We start from the raw sequence: 22,079 nt of genomic DNA, 5'->3' as shown, positions 1-22,079 counted from the left end.
GATGAGATTTCCCATTACGTTAAGTAAGTAAGACCCCTTAGAGATGATGAGGTTGATAGGTCTCGGGTGGAAGCGTGGCGACACGTGGAGCTGAGAGATACTAATCGGTCGAGGACTTATCCAAATATGAAAGGCGGAAATGCCTTGTTCAGATTTGCAGGCGCTTGCGCTTCAGAAGGCGAAGTGGTAACTTCAACTGAAGAAGTGAAACGACCCAAAAATCTAGGCATTGAAGCTAGACAATAATAAAGCGTTGAATTCATCTAGCCATTATCCAGTTTTGAGAGAACCACTCTCAACTAAATAAGGATTTTCAGAAGCAAGAAGTTCAAGGAAGTGAAGTCCTGAGGAACGGATCGTATCTAAATACGTGAGTACCGGAAGGGCAAAACTGACGAAGAAATTCTAAGCTTATCAAAATTCGTAAAGTCTAGTGGCGATAGCGAAGAGGTCACACCCGTTCCCATGCCGAACACGGAAGTTAAGCTCTTCAGCGCCGATGGTAGTTGGGGGCTTCCCCCTGTGAGAGTAGGACGTCGCTAGGCCTTTTTTTTATTCCTCGTTCCACAGTAGCTCAGTTGGTAGAGCAATCGGCTGTTAACCGATCGGTCGCAGGTTCGAGTCCTGCCTGTGGAGCCACTTTGCTTCCATAGCTCAGTTCGGTAGAGCACTTCCATGGTAAGGAAGGGGTCAGCGGTTCGAGTCCGCTTGGAAGCTCCAGCGTACATATCTAGTAAGATGGTAACTTTCCGAAATGGAAAGTTTTTTGTTATGTAACAGTTTGCAATGTAGTATGGAATTCGAGAGATTTATTTAGTTCCAAGTATGAATGCACTTCTTTGGTTAGACCTTGGTTTTATTACGGGAAAAATTACTTGTGGCAAATATGAAAAAGTATAAAAAAAGGGTTGCATATAATAGAATGATTTTGTTATAATACTTTTTGTCAGTATGAATGAGTCATTTATGGCCCGTTGGTCAAGCGGTTAAGACACCGCCCTTTCACGGCGGTAACACGGGTTCGAATCCCGTACGGGTCACCAATTTTAAAAGGTTTTTAGAAGCAAGAAGGTCGAGGAAGTGAAGTCCTGAGGGAACGGATCGTATCTAAATACGTGAGTACCGGAAGGGCAAAACTGACGAAGAAATTCGTAGCTTATCAAAATCTTAATGGAGGATTAGCTCAGCTGGGAGAGCACCTGCCTTACAAGCAGGGGGTCGGCGGTTCGAGCCCGTCATCCTCCACCATTATGCCGGTGTAGCTCAATTGGTAGAGCAACTGACTTGTAATCAGTAGGTTGGGGGTTCAAGTCCTCTCGCCGGCACCATTTACAACCTTATAAGTTTAGCTGGAGGGGTAGCGAAGTGGCTAAACGCGGCGGACTGTAAATCCGCTCCCTGAGGGTTCGGCGGTTCGAATCCGTCCCCCTCCACCATTTGATTAGGATGGGCTATAGCCAAGCGGTAAGGCACCGGACTTTGACTCCGCCATGCGCAGGTTCGAATCCTGCTAGCCCAGCCATTCGAGCCATTAGCTCAGTTGGTAGAGCATCTGACTTTTAATCAGAGGGTCGAAGGTTCGAGTCCTTCATGGCTCACCATTTTGCAGAAGTAAAGTGAATAACCTGCGGGTGTAGTTTAATGGTAAAACCTCAGCCTTCCAAGCTGATGTCGTGAGTTCGATTCTCATCACCCGCTCCAATATGGGGCCTTAGCTCAGCTGGGAGAGCGCCTGCCTTGCACGCAGGAGGTCAGCGGTTCGATCCCGCTAGGCTCCACCAAAGCTATAACTGTAACCTTAGATATCATATCTAAGGATTTTTTGTTTTTAATAAACTATTATTCTATATTTCCTTCTATTCCCAAATAAAAATGGTAAAATAGGTAGTATATTTTAAGAAAAAGTTTTAATAACGTGAAACTTTTTCTTATGTGGTTCGTAAATAAACTAACCGCACTCTAAGCGGAGGGAATAGAAATGGATAGAATTATACAACAACTAATCAAAGAAGTTAAAAAAGGGGATCAACAGGCATTTGGAGAATTAGTAGAATTATTTAAAGATAGAGTATATCAACTTTCCTATCGAATGGTAGGGAACGTGCATGAAGCACAAGATATCGCACAAGAAGCTTTTCTACGTGCATACACGAATATTGAAAGCTATGACTCATCGCGAAAATTCTCGACATGGCTCTTTAGAATTACGACCAATCTTTCAATTGACCGTTTACGAAAGAAAAAACCAGACTATTTTTTAAGTGATCCTATTTCTGGTAGTGAGGGATTAACGGTCCAATCACAAATTGCTGCAGATCAAGATCTACCAGAGGAGCAAGTGGTAACGATAGAAATGCAAGAGTGGATTCAGGATGAGATTAATCACCTTCCTCCGAAGTATCGTTCGGCGATCATACTCAAATACATCGAAGACCTTTCCCTAAAAGAAATTAGTGACATCTTAGATTTACCTGTTTCAACGGTAAAGACACGTATACATAGAGGGAGAGAAGCATTAAGAAAGAGAATGCGAAATAAATAAAGGGGGATTTAGGATGGCTTGTGAGCGCCAATATGTACTTTTAATGCATAAGTACTTCGATGGTGAAGCTTCTGAAAAAGAACGAGCTGAACTATATGAACATATAAACAAGTGTGAAGTTTGTAATGAACATTATAATGAACTAAAACGTACCATTGCATTTGTCCAGAGTTCTTCACATATTTCTGCACCGAATGATTTTACAGCTAATGTTTTAAAGCATTTACCAGAAAATAAAAAGGCGACATCACGGGTTTGGAAGAGATGGATCAGACGGCACCCTTTTTTAGTGGCGGCTGCTCTATTCTTAGTCTTTATGTCGTCGAGTATTGTTTCTATTTGGAATCTTCAAGAAGGACAACTCATGGTTTCTGGTGCCGGGAATTTTCAAATTGACAAAGAAACCGGGACAGTCGTTGTACCAGAAGGTGAAGTGGTTGAAGGCGACTTAACGATTCGTAATGGAAAGCTTGAAGTAGCAGGTGAGGTAAATGGCAGTATATTGCTTATTAATAGTGAACAATATTTAGCGTCTGCTGGTTCTGTAAGTGGGGAAATCAAGGAAATTAATCAAGTGTTAGATTGGACTTGGTATCATATAAAAGAGTTTTTGTTAGAAGTAATTAATGTTTTTGATGGAGAAACAGAGAACTAAGGAATTTATAGAAAGTGTTATAGTTTTAATATAAAACTATAAATTTGAAAGGTATTTCTTTGTGATATAATGAAAAGGCTACTTATATAGCATAGTTACGTTTTACTAATGTTTGGAGGATACAAGCATGTTTCCTGACGGTGAAATTCAATTTCTTAGACATTTAGGCAGTATCGTTGATATATTATTGGTCACCTATGTTATTTATAAGCTTATTATGGTTATTCGAGGGACGAGAGCTGTTCAGTTATTAAAGGGAATCACAGTGATCTTGGCTGTTTGGTTCCTAAGTAATATTCTCGGCTTACATACGCTTCATTGGCTGATGACACAAACGGTGACTTACGGTTTGCTAGCCATTATTATTATATTCCAGCCGGAATTGAGAAGAGCACTAGAGCAGTTAGGGAGAGGACGATTTTTTTCAAGAACGAATGCTCCACAAGAAGAGTTAGCCACAAAGTCAATTGAAGCTATTTTAAAAGCTGCAAGTTATATGGCTAAGCGTCGTATCGGTGCTCTGATCTCAGTCGAAAGAGAAACGGGAATGAACGACTATGTGGAAACTGGAATTGGCATGCATGCTAAATTGACTTCAGAGTTATTAATTAATGTATTCATCCCTAACACTCCTTTACATGATGGCGCAGTAATTATTAAAGAAAATGCGATTTTAGCTGCAGGGTGTTATCTACCTTTATCTGAAAATCCATTTATATCAAAGGAATTAGGTACACGACATCGCGCGGCACTTGGAATTAGTGAAGTTACAGATAGTATCACGATTGTGGTATCAGAAGAAACGGGGAATGTGTCTCTAACGAAAAATGGAGAATTGCACCGAGATTTAAATGAAGAACAGTTACGACACCTATTAGAAAAAGAATTAATTATTGAAACGAAATCAACTTCGGCCTCTCGCTGGCAATGGGGAGGTAAGAAAAATGGATAAGTTTATAAATAGTCCTTGGTTTGTAAAAATAATATCATTCTTCATCGCCCTAATGCTTTTTATGATGGTCAATTACGATAATATTTACAATCAACCAGCAGGGGTCTTGCCTCCTGTTAGTCCTGGTACATACACACTTGAGGAAGTTGACGTTACAGCTATTTATGATACAGAACGATTTGCGGTGACTGAGATGGCAGAAAGTGTTCAAGTCAATTTAAAAGGACCACAAAGTTCAATTACACTTTTTCAGTTTACTCGACCTTCGTATGAGGTGTTTGTTGATTTAACCGACTTAGAGGCCGGTGTGCATAATGTTAGCGTTGAACATCGAGGTTTTCCAAATGATGTTACGGTTTCAATCGTTCCGAAGTTTGTACGGGTTGTACTACAAGAAAAGAAAACCGTCTCCTTACCAGTAGAAGTCGAATTAGTGAATAGAGACGAAGTGGAAGAAGGGTACTCCATTGGCACACCAATTGTAACACCAGTTAACGTTGAAGTTACTGCAGCTGAAGAGTTTATTGACCAAGTTGCTATTGCTAAAGTATATATTGATGTAAAAGGGGCAGATGAAACGTTTGAAAAAAGTGGCCCTGTAAAGCTTTATGATCACTTTGGGAATGAACTACATCTTGATGTTGAACCTTCTGTTGTTGATGTTCGCATTCCGATTACAAGTCCCTTTAAAGAAGTTCCGATAAAGGTATCTAAACAAGGGGAACTTCCTGAAGGTTTAAGTATAAATTCGTTGACTGTAGATCCAAAAGTCGTTACAATTTTCGGACCACAAGATGTTCTAAACAACATTTCCTTAATTGAAGGGATTAATTTAGACTTAAGTGAGATTACACAAAGCCAAACTATTCAATTAAATGTGCCAAAGCCCCGAGGAGTAGAGAAGGTAGATCCTGAGATCATTAATGTAACCATTGAATTAAGCATAGAAGAAACATTAATCTTAGAAGAAATACCAATCGAGATTACTGGGATGGCTGAAGGATATACAGCTGAAGTTATTACTCCTGAAAATCAAGTTACTGATGTGATTCTAAAAGGCTCGCGTGTCCTTTTAGATAAAGTAAGTAGAGGAGATATACAAGTATTTGTTGATATAAATCAACTTTCTCCAGGAGAACATGAAGTCGATTTACAAGTAGTCGGACCACAAAACTTGTTATTTTTAACAGCAACTGAAAAAGCGTTAATCATAGTCGAGGAAAATGAACAAGAAGATCAATAAGGGATTTATTGAAGGAGAGATTATTGATGGGTAAATATTTTGGAACTGATGGAGTGCGTGGTGTAGCCAATACGGAATTAACACCAGAGTTAGCATTCAAATTAGGTCGTATTGGTGGGTATATATTAACTAAAAATACACAGAAACCGAAAGTACTAATTGGGCGCGACACGCGAATTTCCGGTGAAATGCTGGAAGGTGCACTCGTGGCTGGATTACTTTCTATCGGTGCAGAGGTTATGCGTCTAGGCGTTATTTCAACGCCAGGGGTTGCATTTTTAACAAAAGCTTTGAGTGCCCAAGCGGGAATTATGATTTCAGCCTCTCATAATCCAGTCGCAGATAATGGGATTAAGTTTTTTGGACCAGATGGATTTAAATTATTAGATACTCAAGAACAGGAAATCGAAACACTCCTAGATCAAGAAGATACGTTACCTCGACCAGTAGGTTCAGAATTAGGCCAGGTCAATGATTACTTTGAAGGCGGCCAAAAATATCTTCAGTTTTTAAAGCAAACAGTGCAAGAGGATTTCGCAGGTTTAAGAGTAGCTTTGGATTGTGCCCACGGCGCTGCATCATCTCTAGCACCGCATCTATTTGCTGATTTAGAAGCTGACATTTACACCATGGGTACTTCCCCAAACGGTATTAATATTAATGCTGGCGTAGGCTCAACACATCCAGAAGCACTCGCGTCTTTAGTTGTTGATAAGGGTGCGCATCTTGGTTTAGCATTTGATGGGGATGCAGATCGTTTAATTGCTGTTGATGAAAAAGGAAATATTGTAGATGGCGATCAAATTATGTTTATATGTGCAAAGTATATGAAAGAGCAAGGCTGGTTGAAACATAATACAGTCGTATCAACAGTTATGAGTAACTTAGGGTTCTATAAAGGTATTGAGGAAATTGGTGTTGAAACAAAACAAACCGGTGTAGGTGACCGCTATGTTATGGAAGAGATGAGAAAAGGCGGTTATAACCTTGGGGGCGAACAGTCCGGTCATATTATATTCCTTGACCATATTACAACTGGAGATGGTATGCTATCTGCCCTGCAATTAGTTAATATCGTTAAAGCAACGGGTAAACCGTTATCTCAGCTTGCAGGAGAAATGAAAAAATACCCACAAGTACTTGTTAATATTCGAGTAACAGATAAAGATGCTGTTCAACAAAATGAAAAAGTTTCTCAAGTGATTGCGAAAGTTGAAGAAGAAATGGCTGGTCATGGGCGAGTACTGGTTCGTCCATCAGGAACAGAGCCGTTAGTGCGAGTAATGGTTGAAGCTAAAACCGAGGAGCTTTGTGAACATTTTGTAAATGAAATTGCGGATGTAGTTCGAGCAGAAATGGGATTATCAGAATAAGAGAAAGCGGCACAAGACGTGCCGCTTTTGCATATTTTTAATACTACATGACTTGAAAATGGATAAAGAATCGGTGGAATTCTTGTGTAAATATTTAACATCTTTACATTTGATTTAGGAAATAGATTGACCACTTTCAATGTCATATTGTATTATTATCTTTGACTTTGAAAAAGACAGGAGGTCAGACAACTAATTTTATCTTAAAGCGCCTGAACTATTCTAGAGATGAAGAATAGTTGACGAGGAAGGGGTTTATCGATGATCGGCGGATGCCCCTCGGTTGAACATCACAGCCGGAAGTTTTTGTAAAAAGCAGAGAGGTGACTTTCTGTACAAAATCAAAAGCATTGATGTTAATAATGACTATCAGAAGAGTGGGGGCAAGAAAAGGCCCTTGGATAAGTAAAATAAACATGGGTGTTTCTTGCCTCCCGATTGGAGGAAATAAACCATGTGTGGAATTGTTGGATATATTGGAACGCAGGATGCCAAAGAGATTTTATTAAAAGGGTTAGAAAAGCTAGAGTATCGTGGCTATGACTCTGCCGGAATTGCAATTGTAAACGATGAGGGTGTTCACCTTTTTAAAGAAAAGGGACGTATTGCAACACTACGTGAGGCTGTTGATGAGAATGTGACTGGAACGGTTGGAATTGGTCATACGCGTTGGGCGACACACGGGGAACCAAGTAAAGTAAATGCTCACCCTCATCAAAGCACATCACATCGCTTTACCATTGTTCATAATGGAGTTATTGAAAACTATTCACAGCTTAAACGTGACTTCTTAGAAGATGTAACATTTGAAAGTGATACGGATACGGAAGTTATCGTTCAACTCGTTGAAAAATCTCTTAACGAAGGTCAAACTGTTGAAAAAGCATTTCGTCAAACATTATCATTACTAAAAGGTTCATATGCGGCGGCGTTAATCGACGAGAAGGATCCGGAAAAAATCTATGTCGGTAAAAATAAAAGTCCACTTCTAGTAGGTATTGGTGAAGATGTAAATGTTGTTGCCAGTGATGCAATGGCGATGTTACAAGTGACAGATACGTTTGTTGAATTAATGGATCAAGAAATTGTAATTGTTACTCGTGATGAAGTTGAAATTAAAAATTTAGCAGGAGTAACGATTTCGAGAGAACCATTTAAAGCAGAATTAGATGCAAGTGACATTGAAAAAGGAACATATCCTCATTTCATGTTAAAAGAAATCGATGAGCAGCCTGTAGTTATTCGCAACATTATCTCTAAATATAAAGATAGTGAAGACAAAATCCAATTAGATGGTAATATTCGAGAAGCGATGAAAGAAGCAGATCGTATTTATATTATTGCTGCTGGAACGAGTTATCATGCAGGATTAGTTGGAAAACAGCTCATTGAACGACTTGCAAATAAACCGGTAGAAGTTCATATTGCTAGTGAATTTTTATATAACATGCCGTTGTTATCAGAAAACCCACTCTTTATTTTTATCTCACAAAGTGGTGAGACAGCGGATAGTCGAGGCGTATTAGTAAACGTTAGAAAACTTGGCTACCGTGCGTTAACGATTACGAATGTACCTGGCTCTACATTATCGCGCGAGGCTAATTACACGCTTCATACGTATGCAGGACCAGAAATTGCAGTAGCCTCAACAAAAGCATATACAGCACAAATGGCGGTTCTAGCAATTCTTGCTGTAGATACAGCAAATGCTCAAGGCTTTGATATCGACTTCGATCCAATTTATGAATTGAGTCTTGTTGCGACCTCTATTGAAGCTCTATGTGATCAAAAGGAAACGATTGAAAAGTTAGCTCGAGATTTCTTATCAACAACTCGTAATTGTTTCTTTATCGGTCGTGGCCTTGATTATTTTGTAGGATTAGAGGGAGCTCTTAAATTAAAAGAGATTTCTTATATTCAAGCTGAGGGCTTTGCTGGTGGTGAATTAAAGCACGGAACGATTGCATTAATTGAAGAAGGAACACCAGTAATAGCGTTAGCGACTCAAGAACATGTTAATTTAAGTATTCGAGGAAACGTGAAAGAAGTTGCAGCACGTGGAGCTAATCCGTGCATTTTTAGTATGGAAGGTTTAGAGGATGTAGATGATGCATTTGTTATTCCAAGTGTCCATGAGTATTTAACACCGATCGTAAGTGTGATCCCATTACAACTTATTTCGTACTATGCCGCTTTACACCGTGGTTGTGACGTTGATAAGCCACGTAACCTAGCAAAATCTGTAACTGTTGAATAATAAATTTAACATACTTGTAATTACCAATATACAAGTTGAAATATCTTCAAAAAACGAGGCTCAAAAGGTCTCGTTTTTTGTTAGAGCTAAATTTTTATAATTTGTCTAACACGAGTTTAAGCGCCGTTGATCGGGGATTTTTAATTTTTACATAAAACATTACTAAAATTACAGGAATAAATTACCACGTTTAGAAACGCAACTCTAGAAAATAATATAATTAAATCTTATTAAGGAGTTGATTTCTAGTGGCAAACAATAATTCTTCAAACCAACTAGTAGCACCAAACGCACAACAAGCAATTGATCAAATGAAAATGGAAATTGCACAAGAATTCGGTGTACAACTCGGAGCTGACACTACTGCTCGCTCAAACGGTTCTGTAGGTGGAGAAATCACAAAGCGTCTAGTACAAATGGCTGAGCAGCAACTTGGCGGTTATCAAAGATAATATGTATGGATTGGAGGAAGAGTAGACACTCTTCCTCCTTTTTGGTTGTGTTAATGGGTTATTTCGTTTTCTTTAATAGGTATTTACAGGTTGAGTAGTGGAGTCCTTCATGAAAGGATATGAACGCAAGAGCGTCTGAAACATTATCAAAAGTAGTACCAAATAAAACAAATGGCTTGGCAAAGGTAGTATCACCATGCTCACTATTTAACTTCTGTACTGCTTTTAGTTGTTTCTGAGACATTTCCATGACTTCAGCTACAGATGGTGGTTCTTCTGTCCATTCAGAAGGCCTTGTCTCCATATCAAACAATCTCTTATATAAGCTTGGTAACACAGGTTCGTAATGCTCAGAATGTCTTAATACCGTTTCAGCGATGACTAGAACGTGTCCAACATTCCAGCGTACCGAATTGTTAAAACCTTCTGGAACTGCGTCGAGTTGATGTTCTTTTGCAGCATTTAAAACTTGAATGTTGGCAGATCGAGCAAATGTAAATGCAGTAACAGCCATAATTTACCCCCCCTAATATTTTTTGATAATTCCGATAATAATTGTATACGAAAAAGCAATAAAAGGAAACTGTTTTGCATTTAGAAATAAAAAAAGAGGGCGACATTAAGTCACCCTAGTAAAAAATTAATTGGTTTTTATATTATTTTGAGGAGAAATCGTTTCAATAATCGAATGGATTAAGTGTTTAGGTGCCATTTCACCACCAGAAAACAGTTGTATAGCGGCTTGCCGGGAAAGGAGTTTTCTCGTTATCCTTTCTTCGCTCCAGCCTCGATTGTAAAGAGAAGCCGTTTCAGATATGAGCGTTTGAAGAAACTCTTTCTTGGCTTTAAGTGCTTCATGTCCATGTCCTACAATACCTGCATGTCCACAAAATACGGTATCGAATCGATGATCTAATATAAGACTAATCGATTTTAATAATTGCGGAATCGATTCACCTTTCATTCCATATAAAAGCCTCTTACCCAAGAAAAGATCGCCAGCAAATAACCAGCCGTTTTCTTCATTTACTAAACAAATATGATCAATTGAATGACCTGGTGTTTGAACAATGGAAAAAAGATGATTTTTAGTCATAATTGAGTTTTCAACAATTTCTCCGCAGACGCCTTTGGTTTCTTTTCCCCAAATTAACCGCCGATACAAAGGTATAATTGGAGGTGTCTGAAGTATCTTGGCTGTATGAGCACTCATTTTTATGGGTAAATCTAATAATTTCGATAACGTTGCTGCGTTACCAGCATGATCTTCATGATGATGAGTAAGTATGATCTGTTTTGGGTTTACTTTTTTTGCGAAATCAATAACGATTTCTTGGGCGCACACTGGACCTGTGTCAATGAGTAAACCGTCTACATAATAAACATTAAATGTAAATGATCTTCCCAATTTTTTTATTGTGCCATGTAGACAAACGACTTCGTCGTGTGTTGAGATTGTCTGTGTGAGTTTCATATTGACCACCTAGTTATAGTATGAATAAAGATTCAGTTACTATCTTACCACAATATTTTAAAAACCATTTATGTAGTTTATATGGTTTGTGTGAATTAGATGTCAATGATATATTTAGGGTAACGAAATTTTATAAGGGGGAGTTTCAAATGCAAGAGTATTTAATTGTTTTGAATAAAGATGAGGATACGGTTTCAATTGTTAATCTACAAACGAATGAGATTGAAAAGACGATTGAAACAGACTACAATCCACATGAAGTTGTAGTAACACCAGATGGTAAGAAAACGTATGTTACTTGCTCGTTAGGCAATAAAATTAATATCATTAACAATGAAACATTTGAAATTGAAACAACATTGGAACATCCAGACTTCAACTTCCCACATGGGCTAGGAGTAACGAATGACGGGAAAAAGATTTACATGGCATCGACATATAGTGAAAAAGTATTTATCATTAATAGTGAAACCGATGAAATTGAAAAAGTCTTTCCTACATATCAGAAATTATCGCATATGATTTCGTTCTCACCAGACGGAAAAACCGTATATGTACCCAACATTGGTTCAGATAATATGACGGTAATTGACACCGCAAAAGAGGAAATTGTCAATCATTTTCCGGTTGGAAAAGCACCAGAAGGAGTGGCAGTACATCCAAATGGTGAGCATTTGTATGTGGCTAACCAAGGAGACAATAATTTATATGTTATTAATACGAAGACATTTGAAGTAGAGCACAAACGTCGTGTAGGGAGCGTTCCTATTCGAATCGTCTTTTCACCAGATGGTAAATATGCATTAATTCCAAACCGAGAGTCAGGCGATTTATCGATTATTGAAACCGCACACAAATTAAAAGAAAATGTTAGACCTTGGGAAGTGAAACGGATCCGTGTCGGTGTTTGGCCTGGAGGAACGGTATTTAATGAAGAAGGTACGTTAGCATTCGTAGCGAATAATAAAACAAACGATATTTCTGTGATTAACATGGAGACGTTAAAAGAGGACCAAAGAATTGAAGTCGGCATTCACCCAGATGGAATTGCCTATTTAAAAAAATAATAGAAGAAAACAAAAGTACAATTTATAAGAAGATCCTATTGTGTAAATATAAAACATGGTAGGATCTTTTTATGGACAAATTGGAGGTCGTATAAAATGAAACAAACAATAAATTGGGGTGTTCTAGGTGATGCTGGAATTGCGAAAAAAGCAGTCATTCCTGCGATAGAACGAGCAAACAATGTCAAAATACTAGCAATCAGCAGCCAAGAAAGAGTACCTGAGCAAACAGCCAAAGAGTTTGCTATACCGAAAGCCTATTCCTCATATGAACAATTATTAACAGACCCTGAAATTGATGCGGTGTATATTCCGTTACCTAATGCGCTACATAAAAAGTGGGTGGTCGAAGCTGCTTTAAACGGCAAGCACATTCTTTGTGAGAAACCCGCAGCATTAACAAGTAAAGAAGTAGAAGAAATGCTGTCAATATGCAAACAGCAAGAAGTGAGATTTATGGAAGCGTTCATGTACCAATTTCACCCACAACACAAAAGAGTAAAAGAAATCATAAAATCAGGAGAGATTGGTAAAGTAAAACAGATGAATGCAGCGTTTACCTATATATTAGACTTAACAGCAAATAATATCCGATTAAACGCCCAACTGGGTGGCGGTAGTCTATACGATGTCGGCTGTTACTGTACTCACGCTATTCTTACTATTTTAGAGGCAGAGCCTGTTTCAGTGTATTGTAAAGGAAAGGTAGATGAGGAGAGCCATGTCGATATAACCGTACAAGGGACGATGACTTTTCCAGATCAGGTGATTGCAACGTTTACAAGTAGTTTTGAGCAATTTCCAGTGAATCAATACGAGGTTATCGGAACAAAAGGAAGAATAGTCGTTCCTCAGGCATTTCGTCCCGATAAGCAAGGTGGGGCAGGAAGGTTAACCGTTACCACTGAGCATGGAACTCGCGAAGAGTCTGTAGTGGCCGATCAATACCGCAGTCAAATTGAATATATTTCGAATGCGATTTTAAAAGGGGAAGACCTAAACGATAATAATGAGCATACGTTAAAGAATATGCGTGTCATGGATGCATGTCTTAGATCCATGTCCGAGAAAAAGAGTGTCCAAGTTCTTTAAACGACAGAAAAAATTAATTTGTATGTCGAGTAAACTTTCATTATACTATTGGGATAAGAGCAAGACAGGAAGGAAGCAATCGTATGAGTAAACAAGAAACATTACCAAGAAAAACATTTGCTATTATATCTCACCCCGATGCAGGGAAAACGACATTGACAGAAAAAGTGTTACTGCTCGGTGGGGGAATAAGAAAAGCAGGAACCGTAAAAGGGAAAAAATCAGGTGTATATGCAACATCTGACTGGATGGAAATTGAAAAGCAACGTGGGATTTCTGTTACTTCAAGTGTTATGCAACTTGAATACGAAGGAGTCCAAATTAACATTCTCGATACTCCAGGTCACCAAGACTTCAGTGAGGATACGTATCGTACATTAACAGCCGTTGATACAGCAGTTATGGTCATTGATGGGACAAAAGGGATAGAGGCACAGACGCTTAAGCTGTTTAAGGTTTGTAAAATGAGAGGAATTCCTATTCTAACCTTTATTAATAAGCTAGACCGTGAAGGAAAAGAGCCACTAGATTTATTAGCTGAAATAGAAGAAGTGTTAGAAATGGAAACGTATGCGATGAATTGGCCAATCGGTATGGGAAAAACTTTAAAAGGAATTTATAACCGGACCGATCAATCAGTTGAAGTTTTCATTGAAGGTCAAGAACATCAAGTCGTAAGTCTTGAAGAAGCGGGACTTCGTGATTATGAAACGGAAAAATTAGATGAAGACATTATGCTTCTTGATGAAGCAGGAAACTCCTTTTCAATGGAAAAAGTAAGAGAAGGAAAGATGACGCCTGTTTTCTTTGGTAGTGCCTTGAGCAACTTTGGTGTTCAAGGATTCCTTGAGCAATTTGTTCGATTAGCTGCACCCCCGCAACCTAGACAATCATCGAAAGGGGAAGTTCAACCTGAAGCTTCTCAGTTTTCTGGATTTATTTTTAAAATTCAAGCGAACATGAATCCGAAGCATCGTGATAGAATTGCATTTTTACGGATTTGTTCAGGGGCTTTTGAGAGAGGGATGGATGTGACCCTTGCCCGAACAGGAAAAAGGATAAAGCTGGCACAATCTCATCAATTTTTTGCGTCAGAACGTGAAACAGTTGATACAGCTTATGCTGGGGATATCATTGGAATTTACGATTCTGGCGTTTATCAAGTTGGGGATACATTACTAACGGGAAATGACGTTTTTCAATATGAAGAACTGCCACAGTTTCCACCTGAGCGATTTGCAAAAGTAATAGCTAAAAATGCTTTAAAACATAAGCATTTCCATAAAGGCCTTCACCAGCTTGTTCAAGAAGGAACGATCCAACTATACCGCACTCCTTATTTTGATGATTATATCTTAGGCGCAGTCGGTGAATTACAGTATCAAGTGTTTGAATATCGAATGAAAAATGAATATAACGTTGATATTGAATTATCGTATCTTCCGCATTCTCTCGCAAGATGGGTCGTTGAAGGGGAAGTGACAGATCGAATGACAGACAGCCGCAAGCTTCTGGTTAAGGATCTTCACGAACGTACAGTGATCTTATTTGAAAATGATTTTACGTACAATTGGTTTAAAGATAAGTACCCTGAGATTAAGTTATCTTCGGGTTGGGATATGTTATTTTAAGGTTTGGAATTAGAGCTAACTCATTTTACTTCTTGACTAAGAAAGCTAGACATTGCTGTTATATAGCATGTCTAGCTTTTTTGCTTTTATATAATGTTAACTTTGCTTTTATTGTCAATAATGGATACCCATTCAAACGTAGCATTAAATAACTGTTTTTCAAAAAGGTAACTAGAAAAGGTGTGGTCAGCATTTTGAATGAAAGAATAATGAGTTTTCGCTGCTTGATTTTCTTTCAGTGCTTTGTAGTAATCTATCGTATTACCAGGAGGAACATCTTGATCTTTTGCAGCGTGAATGATGTATGCTGGACCTTTATAATTGCGTAAAGTCTTTAAAGGGTGGTGAAGCTTCAAATCTTGAAAGAAGAGATGACTTAAATTAAACCCTTGGTAATCAAAGACACCTTCTATGTGAGCCTGAGTAACGGCCTCTTCAGTCGTAATCCGAACAATATCTTTGTACGGTCTTGCGACAGGTGACCATAATATAAGTCGCTTAATTCGCTCATCCCTGCTAGCTGTTAATGAAGAAACGGCTCCGCCTAAGCTATGACCGACAACCGTTAACAAATTAGGATCAACTCGATCTATAGATAATACATAATCAATGGCTGTTTGGAGCTCTTTCACTTGTTTGGTTAAGGTTACGTGACTATAATCGCCTTCACTTTCTCCACACCCGCCAAAATCAAAGCGAAAAACTAAAAATCCACGTTCAGAAAAGTAGTTAGCAGCTTTTACAAACAGGCGGTGTTCACCAACTTTGCTTCCTACAAAACCGTGGACAAAGATGACCGCAGGGACCTGTTCGCTTAATGTATGTTTTGGATAGTGAATCATAGCAGACAAAAGAACATCTCCTGCTGGAAAATAGACAGGCTTAATCAATAGTAACTCCTCCAATTACAATAAAACATATTTGTTTACTTGGTATTAAGTATATATTGACTTAGCAATTTTTTCAAGAAGTAATTTGATCAGCACAGAACGGGTTCGTACGTTGTTGTACTTGGTACGATTTATTTACTGGAGGATGACACTGGAGAGGTCGTCGAAGAATTTACATTTTCTAGGTAAAAACGGTAAAATTGACTATATAGAATGGTATTTCATTAAAGAAAAAAACCGAGATTAGAGCTTTAAAGCTCTAACTTCGGTTTTGTTTTGGTCAATCTGGTGATCCCATTTTTGAAGGGAAGCGATTGCTTCATCATACATTTGTTTGTCTACATGTTTTGTTCCATTTTGGTCATAATGAATATAGTAAGCTAATCCCTCTCCCGTCGTGTGAATACTTACACCACGCACTTTATCTTTTTTCATAACTATCGACTCCTAAGAATTTCTTTTATGTAAAATATATAATAAAAAATGATGAAGTAATAACCATACAATTTTATATAATACATGATTATCTAGAATAAATAAATATCGATTATTAAATTATAATCGTCAAAATTTTGCAGGGGCCTAGTAGAAATAAAGAATAGTAAATTATCTTTCAGAAAAGTTAAATTTCAGTGAATATTTAAACTTTATAAAAGTAAAAACTTTCTACTTTATCTTAAAATTCTTTTTGTTATATAATAGCCCATGAGAGAAAAATAGATATAGGGGTTGAGAAGATATGAAAAAGTTTTTTATGGTTATGGCAGCTGGTATGTTATTAGTAGGCTGTGGAACAGCAGATAATGAGCCTGCAGAGGAAACAGAGCAAGCAGGTGGAGCAACTGAAACTGAAGAAGTAGTTGAAGTTGTAGAGACAGGTTACTTAACAGCTGAGGAATTCCAAGAAAGAGCACATGAAGGAAAAACGTATAGCTCTTATGCAGCAGAGTTATTACTATGGGGTTCTGCACAAGAAATTCGTTATATTGATACAATTGATACTGAGAAAGAAGAATATGGTGCTTATAAAGTAGATATCATCCAAGTAGAAGATGGTTTTGTTGCCATTGCTTTTGATGGTGAAGAGTTAACTGGTTCATGGTTATTTGATTCAGTAGATGAGATTAAAGAGGAAATTGAATTAAAATCAGCTGAATAATAGTGATAAAAAGTGAGGGACAATTACCCCCTCACTTTTTGTTTGTTATTATATCGTCAAAAGCTTCACACTGTGTGTGAAGATCCAAGTTTATCATGTCAAATTTACTTTTTTTTAGCATAATTATATTTAAGAATAAGAAATATGCTGATGAGTGCGAGTAGGATAAATAATAGTAATCCAACCTTTAGAAAGTATCGTTCCACAATGTACCACTTATTTCCGAGCTCTTGTCCTAGTGTGATAAAGAGGAAGACCCATGTAAAAGCACCAGTGTAAGCAAATAAAGAAAATTTTGCAAAATTATATTTTGATATTCCAGATAAATAGCCCGTAATATGACGGAGCCCGGGTATAAAATACCCGATAAAAAGAAGGATAGGTCCATACTTATAAAACAGTTGTTGAGTATAAGCTACTTTTTTATGTGAGATGTGAAACCTTGGTCCGTACTTCAGTAAGAAAGGCAATCCGAGTTTTGCACCTAAGAAATAACTGATGGATATGCCGATTGCTGACCCGGCAAAGGCGGACAATAAAGCTAATGTATAAGACATTTTACCGGCATAGGTATAATATCCAATCAAAGTAAGTAGTACTTCATCTGGTATAGGAAGACCAACGATTCCCCCTATAAGAATAATAACAATGGCAATATAGCCATACTTCATGATTAAAAATTCAAATAACTCCATAATGTCCCTCAATCAATTATTTCAGGTTTTCGCCTACAATGTTAATTCATTATAAACTTAATATTTCATGTACGTAAATGAGAAATTGCCTCCACCTAGATGGACAGTAATTCGTTTAATGAACTTCTTGTGGAAATAAGATATAATTAAATAAGAAAATAGTGGTGAGCTTTACTATTACTAGCTTAGACTAATCCAACATAAACAAAACATTCATCCAGTTTACTTATGAGAGGGGATTAGGTATGTTTAGACGTATATTACTTCCAGCTGATGGGTCCGAGCACTCGATTAGGGCAGCGGAAAAAGCTATAGCGATTGCTAAAGAAAGTGACGATTCTTGTGTTACGGTATTGTATGTGGTCGATGGCAGTACATCGAAAGCAGACGTATTAAAAAATTGGGATGCTTTAGGAATTGCCTCCCAAAGAAAACAGAAGTTGAGTGCCATTGAGAACCACGCAAAAAATGAAAACATTAATTTTGAAGTAAAGATTGTCCGCGGCGAGCCTGGGCCTGCCATTGTAAAGTACGCCAACGAGAAACAATTTGATTTGATCGTTATTGGTAGTAGAGGTTTAAATGCACTTCAAGAAATGGTGTTAGGCAGTGTAAGCCATAAAGTAGCAAAGCGTGCCAATTGCCCAGTGATGATTGTGAAATAATAAATTTCACCTAGATGTAAACGAATTTAATGAAATTGTAATGTTAGAAACCTTGACAAATTATCGATATTTTTTTAAAATTCAGACATATACATTAGTAAGAGATAATAACAAGAAAACAACCCTAAGCTAGTGGTTGTTTTTTTATAACCAGTTAATGAAAGCGTTTACAGAAAAGAGATTGGAATGGGGGATGAGTGTTGAAGCGAGCGAGCTACTCTAAGGAATTTAAAGTGAAGGTGGTGAAAGAAGCGATTGAAACAGGAAATAAATCGTTGATTGCTAGAAGGTATGTATTAAGTGTAGGTTTGGTGCATCGCTGGGTGGTTGAATATCAATCAGGAAAGTTCCAAAAACGGCGCATAAGAGGTAACGTTGCTTTTGAGGAAAGGTAATGAATGAGTGTACATTCATTTTTATCTACCTAAACATCTTCTACTAATCCTCCTACATTTCTACTTTCAATAGGTCTTTCTTATATAGTTTTCACTGTTTGAGCGCTTAATCAGTTCTTTAAGCGTTCATTTTTTTTGTCCACTTCCTATGCTATAATTTTAGTAATCATAATTAGGGTGGTGGATGGAGCTTTGAAATTATCCAATAAAGCACTATTTCTATTAATCGCAGGAATTGCACTCCTTTACGGATTTTTATATTGGATTATTGGAAGTAGGATTGTCGAATAATTTAAGTTGTCAATTTCCAAACTTTCACATATTGTTATCTCTAAGGAGATAAACAAAAAATGTGTAACATGCTCATAAGGATTCTCCCTTCTGGGCTTTTTTTGTGTTAATTTTTGTAACTTACACAGTTGTTTGTCGTCTTAATTAAAGGGGGTGTCCTTTTTGGAGAGCACATTCGATCGCTTATATGAAACGTATCATCAGCCATTATTTCAATTTATATTTTATATGGTTCGAAGCCGTGAAACAGCAGAAGAGTTAGTACAAGAAGTATATATTAAAGTTCTCCAGTCTTACGTATCTTTCGAAGGCAAAAGTAGTGAAAAGACTTGGCTATATTCTATTGCAAGGAATATTACGATTGATTGGATTCGTAAACAAAACCGCCAAAAAAGAAAGTGGTTAGGCTTGCTCGGACCGATTGAAAAAGTAGAAGTCCGTGATCCTGCACCATTGCCTGAAGATATTGTAACGCAATCGGACGAATTACGTCTAATTTATAAAGGGCTAGCAGAATGCTCATCAGATCAACAGCAAGTAGTAATACTAAGGTATGTTCAGTCACTAACAATTACTGAAACAGCCCAAGTTCTCGGGTGGACTGAAAGTAAAGTCAAAACAACAACACACCGAGCAATTAAAGCTTTAAAGGAATACGTTGGACAGCCTAACTTTGGAGCTGTAAAGGAGGGATAATGTGGACAATAAAGATAACTTTGACTTAGAAGAGTTTGAGAAAAAAATGAAACAACTCCCTAAGGTAGAAGATCATCGTTCAAAAAATGAAATATTTCAAAATATAAAGAAACAGTTGGATACTGAACCTCAGAAGAAAAGAAGGTCATGGATGATGCCTGCTCTTGCCAGTGCAACAGCCGCAGGTCTTTTATTGGCACTAATCCCTATGATACTAAGTAATGGAAGTGAAGAAGCCTTACCATATGCAGAAGAAGCAGAAGCGGGTGAAATGTTCATGGTGGACATGGACGAAGCCTTAGAGAAAGCAACAGAAACCACAATGGAATATAACAACTATATACCTGCAATCGTTGAGGGCAACCTTCAAGATGACCAACGAGTGGTAACTATTCCATATCTTGATGAGCAAGCCATGTTTATCGTTCCTCTAAGTTTTATTGTGAGAGATGATGATATAATTCTAAATCAAATCTCCGTGATCTTAGAAGAGTATGATCCTTCAGCTGTAGGGTTACTGGCTTCTCCACTTAAAGGGGTAGCAATGAAAGAAGTTTCTGAGACAACGGTTTCGGTTGATATTCCTGAGGTACTAGCAGGTTCAAGTAACCAAAAAATGTTAGAAGAAGCATTGAATATGGTATTAGCGCCTTTAGGGTATGAAGCTTTCAACATTTTAGTTGGTGGTCAAGGGGGAGTGGATATCGGGGAATATGGTCCGATGGAAGGATGGCCAATCACGAGTTCACCTTCTGGATACACAGCATATGAGAATTCTACAGGAAGGACGTTCTTAGTTGCTGGAGGACTTGGAGAAGTTACAGGACTTACCTTTGAAGATATTGTTCGTTTGATGGCTTCTACAACTCCAGGAATTGTTATTGAAGCGGTAGAAGAACTGTCAAACCAAGCTGTAACGATTTCATTTGGTCAAGAGACTGATCTAGTGATACATGAAGATTCATTAATGTTATTAGAAGCCATATTACTAACTGCTAAGCACTTCAAGGTTGAAGAGGTGGAGTTCCATAATGCTGGGGTTGATGAGCTTGGCCCGTATAAGTTCAATGATAGAATTTCAACAGAAATATCCCCAAACGGAATAGCATTTCGTTAAGGAATTCAAGAGAGGACAGTCTTCTAGAGGACTGTCCTCTCTGTTATTTCGACATTACGGAAATATAGAAAGTCGAAGATTGCTTTCCCGGGAAATGAGTTGTCGAATTAAATAAGGGAATGTGGGGAACCGTGAGTATCTAGAGTAAGCAACATCGTAGAAAAACCAGTTGCCGTAACAGCAATTACTGATAAAAGTAATTCAGTAGGAGTAATAACAAATATTCCACCTATAACGACAAGGAAATCAATAATGAAAATCATAATTCCAATGTTTACTTTTGTATAATCAGCAATCATTTGTGCGAGTAAATCGAGTCCGCCTGTACTAATATCGACTCGAAACATGATGCCAACGCCGGCCCCTAATATAAGTCCACCTAAGACTGCGCTGAGGAGTGGATCGATTTCATAGGGTAAGGTGAGGAAGTGAAACCAATCAATAAATAAGGAGGAAACGAGAAACCCTGGAATGCTGTAGAAAAAAAAGGTACGATAGTATTTCCAAGCTAACAAATAGATTGGAATGCTTAGTAAAATAATGGACATCCCAACGTCCAGTTGCCATACATAATGAATGATTAATCCAACACCAATCATTCCACCATCAAGAATATGGTGAGGAATGAAGAACTGGTTAATCCCGTAACTGATCAAAAGACTACCGATTAGAACTGCAACTATACTTTTAATCATGAGAAGCACCTTTCGCTTTAGAGTTTAGGAGCTTGGTCCTCTAATAAGTTAGTTATATGCATGTCTTGTAAGGATAGAACAACAATTAAGCTTGACTCTAATAAGGGCCAGGCTTGTTAATGATAGTCTGTTACAGACGGTAAAGTACCATCAGGTTTCATTGATTTTATTTTGTCTGCATCTACAGGTACGGAAACCACACGACTAATCATAAGCTAGTAAATAATTATGGTAAACAAAAATGATAAGTATATGGAGACTTTTTATTAGAGAATCTTGAATTAGATGTTAAACAAATAGGAATAGTGTATAATGAAAAAAATGTTAATTGGGGGCGTAAGAGATGGGCATGAAATACGATGATAAAGTGAAGAATAGGCTAAAACGTATTGAAGGTCAAGTCCGAGGCATCCTTAAAATGATGGAAGAAGAAAAAGAATGTCAAGATATCGTTGGACAAATGGCTGCGGTACGTAATGCACTCGACCGGGCAATTGGAGTTGTCGTAAGTACGAATTTAGAAGCTTGTATACGCGAACAAATTGAGAACGGGGAAAATACAGAAGAAACGATTAAAGAAGCAGTAAATTTATTGGTGAAAAGTAGATAATAAAAAATGGTAAGGCGAGGCTGACTTCTTATAAGTCAGTCTTTTTGTTTGGCTTTTCACGCATAGCGTGAAGGTGTTGAAAATAAAACCGAAAACAGCCTTGTGTAATTAACGAGAAAATGAAAGAA

Annotated in this window: 22 protein-coding genes, 10 tRNA genes and 2 rRNA genes; 28 read left to right on the top strand and 6 right to left on the bottom strand. The window is 37.8% G+C overall.

The genetic code is table 11. The features are described from left to right. The 19 genes from ACNSTQ_RS19990 to ACNSTQ_RS19900 all read left to right on the top strand — a co-directional run. A 23S ribosomal RNA gene (locus ACNSTQ_RS19990) occupies positions 1 to 124 on the top strand; the annotation flags it as partial. A 305-nt stretch (positions 125 to 429) separates the two neighbouring features. Further along, positions 430 to 545 (top strand): 5S ribosomal RNA (rrf, locus tag ACNSTQ_RS19985). 18 nt (positions 546 to 563) lie between these two features. Continuing rightward, positions 564 to 639 (top strand) — tRNA-Asn (locus ACNSTQ_RS19980). Positions 640 to 643: 4 nt separating this feature from the next. Continuing rightward, a tRNA-Thr gene (locus ACNSTQ_RS19975) sits at positions 644 to 720 on the top strand. 248 nt (positions 721 to 968) lie between these two features. Then, positions 969 to 1,043: transfer RNA gene (locus ACNSTQ_RS19970), tRNA-Glu, on the top strand. Positions 1,044 to 1,172: 129 nt separating this feature from the next. Then, positions 1,173 to 1,248: transfer RNA gene (locus ACNSTQ_RS19965), tRNA-Val, on the top strand. A gap of 4 nt (positions 1,249 to 1,252) precedes the next feature. Continuing rightward, positions 1,253 to 1,328, top strand: a tRNA-Thr gene (locus ACNSTQ_RS19960). Between the two features lie 23 nt (positions 1,329 to 1,351). Beyond that, positions 1,352 to 1,436: transfer RNA gene (locus ACNSTQ_RS19955), tRNA-Tyr, on the top strand. 11 nt (positions 1,437 to 1,447) lie between these two features. Then, positions 1,448 to 1,522 (top strand) — tRNA-Gln (locus ACNSTQ_RS19950). 3 nt (positions 1,523 to 1,525) lie between these two features. Further along, positions 1,526 to 1,601: transfer RNA gene (locus tag ACNSTQ_RS19945), tRNA-Lys, on the top strand. A 26-nt stretch (positions 1,602 to 1,627) separates the two neighbouring features. Further along, positions 1,628 to 1,701: transfer RNA gene (locus tag ACNSTQ_RS19940), tRNA-Gly, on the top strand. A gap of 4 nt (positions 1,702 to 1,705) precedes the next feature. Then, positions 1,706 to 1,781: transfer RNA gene (locus tag ACNSTQ_RS19935), tRNA-Ala, on the top strand. Positions 1,782 to 1,978: 197 nt separating this feature from the next. Further along, positions 1,979 to 2,542 (top strand): RNA polymerase sigma factor SigW, encoded by a 564-nt coding sequence (gene sigW, locus ACNSTQ_RS19930; RefSeq protein ID WP_418201519.1) that lies wholly within the window; start codon positions 1,979 to 1,981, stop codon positions 2,540 to 2,542. Between the two features lie 13 nt (positions 2,543 to 2,555). Beyond that, on the top strand, positions 2,556 to 3,197 hold the full coding sequence (locus tag ACNSTQ_RS19925; protein ID WP_418201518.1) for an anti-sigma factor family protein: 642 nt from the start codon (positions 2,556 to 2,558) through the stop codon (positions 3,195 to 3,197). Positions 3,198 to 3,324: 127 nt separating this feature from the next. Next, positions 3,325 to 4,149, top strand: a complete 825-nt coding sequence (cdaA, locus tag ACNSTQ_RS19920) for a diadenylate cyclase CdaA (protein WP_418201517.1) — start codon at positions 3,325 to 3,327, stop codon at positions 4,147 to 4,149. Next, positions 4,142 to 5,392, top strand: a complete 1,251-nt coding sequence (locus tag ACNSTQ_RS19915; RefSeq protein WP_418201516.1) for a YbbR-like domain-containing protein — start codon at positions 4,142 to 4,144, stop codon at positions 5,390 to 5,392. Before cdaA ends, ACNSTQ_RS19915 begins: the two co-directional genes overlap by 8 nt. A gap of 26 nt (positions 5,393 to 5,418) precedes the next feature. Continuing rightward, positions 5,419 to 6,765 carry a phosphoglucosamine mutase gene (gene glmM / locus ACNSTQ_RS19910; RefSeq protein ID WP_418201515.1) on the top strand — a complete coding sequence of 449 codons (1,347 nt, stop codon included), beginning with the start codon at positions 5,419 to 5,421 and terminating at the stop codon, positions 6,763 to 6,765. A gap of 454 nt (positions 6,766 to 7,219) precedes the next feature. After that, a complete protein-coding gene (gene glmS / locus ACNSTQ_RS19905; RefSeq protein ID WP_418201514.1) occupies positions 7,220 to 9,022 on the top strand; it encodes a glutamine--fructose-6-phosphate transaminase (isomerizing) in 1,803 nt (600 codons plus the stop codon). Between the two features lie 248 nt (positions 9,023 to 9,270). Beyond that, positions 9,271 to 9,474 carry an alpha/beta-type small acid-soluble spore protein gene (locus ACNSTQ_RS19900; protein WP_275120699.1) on the top strand — a complete coding sequence of 68 codons (204 nt, stop codon included), beginning with the start codon at positions 9,271 to 9,273 and terminating at the stop codon, positions 9,472 to 9,474. 58 nt (positions 9,475 to 9,532) lie between these two features. Here the strand turns inward: ACNSTQ_RS19900 and ACNSTQ_RS19895 are convergent, their stop codons facing one another. Together ACNSTQ_RS19895 and ACNSTQ_RS19890 are read right to left on the bottom strand one after the other, a co-directional pair. Continuing rightward, positions 9,533 to 9,988: a DinB family protein gene (locus tag ACNSTQ_RS19895; RefSeq protein ID WP_418201513.1), complete on the bottom strand. Its 456-nt coding sequence runs from the start codon at positions 9,986 to 9,988 to the stop codon at positions 9,533 to 9,535. 126 nt (positions 9,989 to 10,114) lie between these two features. Beyond that, positions 10,115 to 10,948, bottom strand: a complete 834-nt coding sequence (locus ACNSTQ_RS19890; RefSeq protein WP_418201512.1) for an MBL fold metallo-hydrolase — start codon at positions 10,946 to 10,948, stop codon at positions 10,115 to 10,117. Between the two features lie 149 nt (positions 10,949 to 11,097). On the opposite strand from ACNSTQ_RS19890, the gene ACNSTQ_RS19885 reads away from it, so the two are divergent. The 3 genes from ACNSTQ_RS19885 to ACNSTQ_RS19875 all read left to right on the top strand — a co-directional run bounded on the left by ACNSTQ_RS19885 (position 11,098) and on the right by ACNSTQ_RS19875 (position 14,738). Further along, the gene (locus tag ACNSTQ_RS19885) at positions 11,098 to 12,015 is read left to right on the top strand and encodes a beta-propeller fold lactonase family protein (protein ID WP_418201511.1); all 918 of its coding nucleotides are present in this window, start codon (positions 11,098 to 11,100) and stop codon (positions 12,013 to 12,015) included. 96 nt (positions 12,016 to 12,111) lie between these two features. Next, the gene (locus tag ACNSTQ_RS19880) at positions 12,112 to 13,107 is read left to right on the top strand and encodes a Gfo/Idh/MocA family protein (protein WP_418201510.1); all 996 of its coding nucleotides are present in this window, start codon (positions 12,112 to 12,114) and stop codon (positions 13,105 to 13,107) included. A gap of 83 nt (positions 13,108 to 13,190) precedes the next feature. Continuing rightward, positions 13,191 to 14,738 carry a peptide chain release factor 3 gene (locus ACNSTQ_RS19875; protein WP_418201509.1) on the top strand — a complete coding sequence of 516 codons (1,548 nt, stop codon included), beginning with the start codon at positions 13,191 to 13,193 and terminating at the stop codon, positions 14,736 to 14,738. Positions 14,739 to 14,824: 86 nt separating this feature from the next. Here ACNSTQ_RS19875 and ACNSTQ_RS19870 read toward each other — a convergent pair whose 3' ends face one another. Both ACNSTQ_RS19870 and ACNSTQ_RS19865 read right to left on the bottom strand, forming a co-directional pair. Beyond that, complete coding sequence (locus tag ACNSTQ_RS19870; protein WP_418201508.1) at positions 14,825 to 15,628, bottom strand: alpha/beta hydrolase family protein; 804 nt, start codon at positions 15,626 to 15,628, stop codon at positions 14,825 to 14,827. 243 nt (positions 15,629 to 15,871) lie between these two features. Then, complete coding sequence (locus ACNSTQ_RS19865; protein WP_418201507.1) at positions 15,872 to 16,063, bottom strand: hypothetical protein; 192 nt, start codon at positions 16,061 to 16,063, stop codon at positions 15,872 to 15,874. 304 nt (positions 16,064 to 16,367) lie between these two features. On the opposite strand from ACNSTQ_RS19865, the gene ACNSTQ_RS19860 reads away from it, so the two are divergent. Then, positions 16,368 to 16,787 carry a hypothetical protein gene (locus ACNSTQ_RS19860; RefSeq protein ID WP_418201506.1) on the top strand — a complete coding sequence of 140 codons (420 nt, stop codon included), beginning with the start codon at positions 16,368 to 16,370 and terminating at the stop codon, positions 16,785 to 16,787. 104 nt (positions 16,788 to 16,891) lie between these two features. Here the strand turns inward: ACNSTQ_RS19860 and ACNSTQ_RS19855 are convergent, their stop codons facing one another. Continuing rightward, the gene (locus tag ACNSTQ_RS19855; protein ID WP_418201505.1) at positions 16,892 to 17,482 is read right to left on the bottom strand and encodes a DedA family protein; all 591 of its coding nucleotides are present in this window, start codon (positions 17,480 to 17,482) and stop codon (positions 16,892 to 16,894) included. A gap of 245 nt (positions 17,483 to 17,727) precedes the next feature. Here ACNSTQ_RS19855 and ACNSTQ_RS19850 point away from each other — a divergent pair, with 245 nt between their 5' ends. The 4 genes from ACNSTQ_RS19850 (at position 17,728) to ACNSTQ_RS19835 (ending at position 20,646) form a co-directional block, all read left to right on the top strand. Next, entirely contained in the window at positions 17,728 to 18,147 is a 420-nt protein-coding gene (locus ACNSTQ_RS19850; protein WP_418201504.1) for a universal stress protein, read from the top strand. 200 nt (positions 18,148 to 18,347) lie between these two features. Next, positions 18,348 to 18,542 (top strand): transposase, encoded by a 195-nt coding sequence (locus ACNSTQ_RS19845; protein ID WP_418201503.1) that lies wholly within the window; start codon positions 18,348 to 18,350, stop codon positions 18,540 to 18,542. A 453-nt stretch (positions 18,543 to 18,995) separates the two neighbouring features. Continuing rightward, complete coding sequence (locus tag ACNSTQ_RS19840; RefSeq protein ID WP_418201502.1) at positions 18,996 to 19,529, top strand: RNA polymerase sigma factor SigX; 534 nt, start codon at positions 18,996 to 18,998, stop codon at positions 19,527 to 19,529. 1 nt (position 19,530) lies between these two features. Further along, a complete protein-coding gene (locus ACNSTQ_RS19835) occupies positions 19,531 to 20,646 on the top strand; it encodes a hypothetical protein (RefSeq protein WP_418201501.1) in 1,116 nt (371 codons plus the stop codon). A gap of 107 nt (positions 20,647 to 20,753) precedes the next feature. Here the strand turns inward: ACNSTQ_RS19835 and ACNSTQ_RS19830 are convergent, their stop codons facing one another. Continuing rightward, positions 20,754 to 21,341: a YitT family protein gene (locus ACNSTQ_RS19830; protein ID WP_418201500.1), complete on the bottom strand. Its 588-nt coding sequence runs from the start codon at positions 21,339 to 21,341 to the stop codon at positions 20,754 to 20,756. 349 nt (positions 21,342 to 21,690) lie between these two features. On the opposite strand from ACNSTQ_RS19830, the gene ACNSTQ_RS19825 reads away from it, so the two are divergent. Next, positions 21,691 to 21,951 carry a metal-sensitive transcriptional regulator gene (locus tag ACNSTQ_RS19825; protein WP_209125174.1) on the top strand — a complete coding sequence of 87 codons (261 nt, stop codon included), beginning with the start codon at positions 21,691 to 21,693 and terminating at the stop codon, positions 21,949 to 21,951. Positions 21,952 to 22,079 lie beyond the last annotated feature (128 nt).

Origin of the sequence: Alkalihalobacterium sp. APHAB7, assembly GCF_048323755.1 — a bacterium.
In the GTDB taxonomy this organism is placed as follows: domain Bacteria; phylum Bacillota; class Bacilli; order Bacillales; family Bacillaceae_F; genus Alkalihalobacterium.
The sequence above is the reverse complement of the archived record's forward strand: the minus strand, read 5'-3'. Positions and strand labels throughout refer to the sequence as shown.

What these genes read in the sequence shown, in the direction of transcription:
- sigW (WP_418201519.1), top strand. Translation starts at nt 1,979, where the DNA reads ATGGATAGAATTATACAACAACTAATCAAAGAAGTTAAAAAAGGGGAT.
- ACNSTQ_RS19925 (WP_418201518.1), top strand. Translation starts at nt 2,556, where the DNA reads ATGGCTTGTGAGCGCCAATATGTACTTTTAATGCATAAGTACTTCGAT.
- cdaA (WP_418201517.1), top strand. Translation starts at nt 3,325, where the DNA reads ATGTTTCCTGACGGTGAAATTCAATTTCTTAGACATTTAGGCAGTATC.
- ACNSTQ_RS19915 (WP_418201516.1), top strand. Translation starts at nt 4,142, where the DNA reads ATGGATAAGTTTATAAATAGTCCTTGGTTTGTAAAAATAATATCATTC.
- glmM (WP_418201515.1), top strand. Translation starts at nt 5,419, where the DNA reads ATGGGTAAATATTTTGGAACTGATGGAGTGCGTGGTGTAGCCAATACG.
- glmS (WP_418201514.1), top strand. Translation starts at nt 7,220, where the DNA reads ATGTGTGGAATTGTTGGATATATTGGAACGCAGGATGCCAAAGAGATT.
- ACNSTQ_RS19895 (WP_418201513.1), bottom strand. Translation starts at nt 9,988, where the DNA reads ATGGCTGTTACTGCATTTACATTTGCTCGATCTGCCAACATTCAAGTT.
- ACNSTQ_RS19890 (WP_418201512.1), bottom strand. Translation starts at nt 10,948, where the DNA reads ATGAAACTCACACAGACAATCTCAACACACGACGAAGTCGTTTGTCTA.
- ACNSTQ_RS19885 (WP_418201511.1), top strand. Translation starts at nt 11,098, where the DNA reads ATGCAAGAGTATTTAATTGTTTTGAATAAAGATGAGGATACGGTTTCA.
- ACNSTQ_RS19880 (WP_418201510.1), top strand. Translation starts at nt 12,112, where the DNA reads ATGAAACAAACAATAAATTGGGGTGTTCTAGGTGATGCTGGAATTGCG.
- ACNSTQ_RS19875 (WP_418201509.1), top strand. Translation starts at nt 13,191, where the DNA reads ATGAGTAAACAAGAAACATTACCAAGAAAAACATTTGCTATTATATCT.
- ACNSTQ_RS19865 (WP_418201507.1), bottom strand. Translation starts at nt 16,063, where the DNA reads ATGAAAAAAGATAAAGTGCGTGGTGTAAGTATTCACACGACGGGAGAG.
- ACNSTQ_RS19860 (WP_418201506.1), top strand. Translation starts at nt 16,368, where the DNA reads ATGAAAAAGTTTTTTATGGTTATGGCAGCTGGTATGTTATTAGTAGGC.
- ACNSTQ_RS19855 (WP_418201505.1), bottom strand. Translation starts at nt 17,482, where the DNA reads ATGGAGTTATTTGAATTTTTAATCATGAAGTATGGCTATATTGCCATT.
- ACNSTQ_RS19850 (WP_418201504.1), top strand. Translation starts at nt 17,728, where the DNA reads ATGTTTAGACGTATATTACTTCCAGCTGATGGGTCCGAGCACTCGATT.
- ACNSTQ_RS19830 (WP_418201500.1), bottom strand. Translation starts at nt 21,341, where the DNA reads ATGATTAAAAGTATAGTTGCAGTTCTAATCGGTAGTCTTTTGATCAGT.
- ACNSTQ_RS19825 (WP_209125174.1), top strand. Translation starts at nt 21,691, where the DNA reads ATGAAATACGATGATAAAGTGAAGAATAGGCTAAAACGTATTGAAGGT.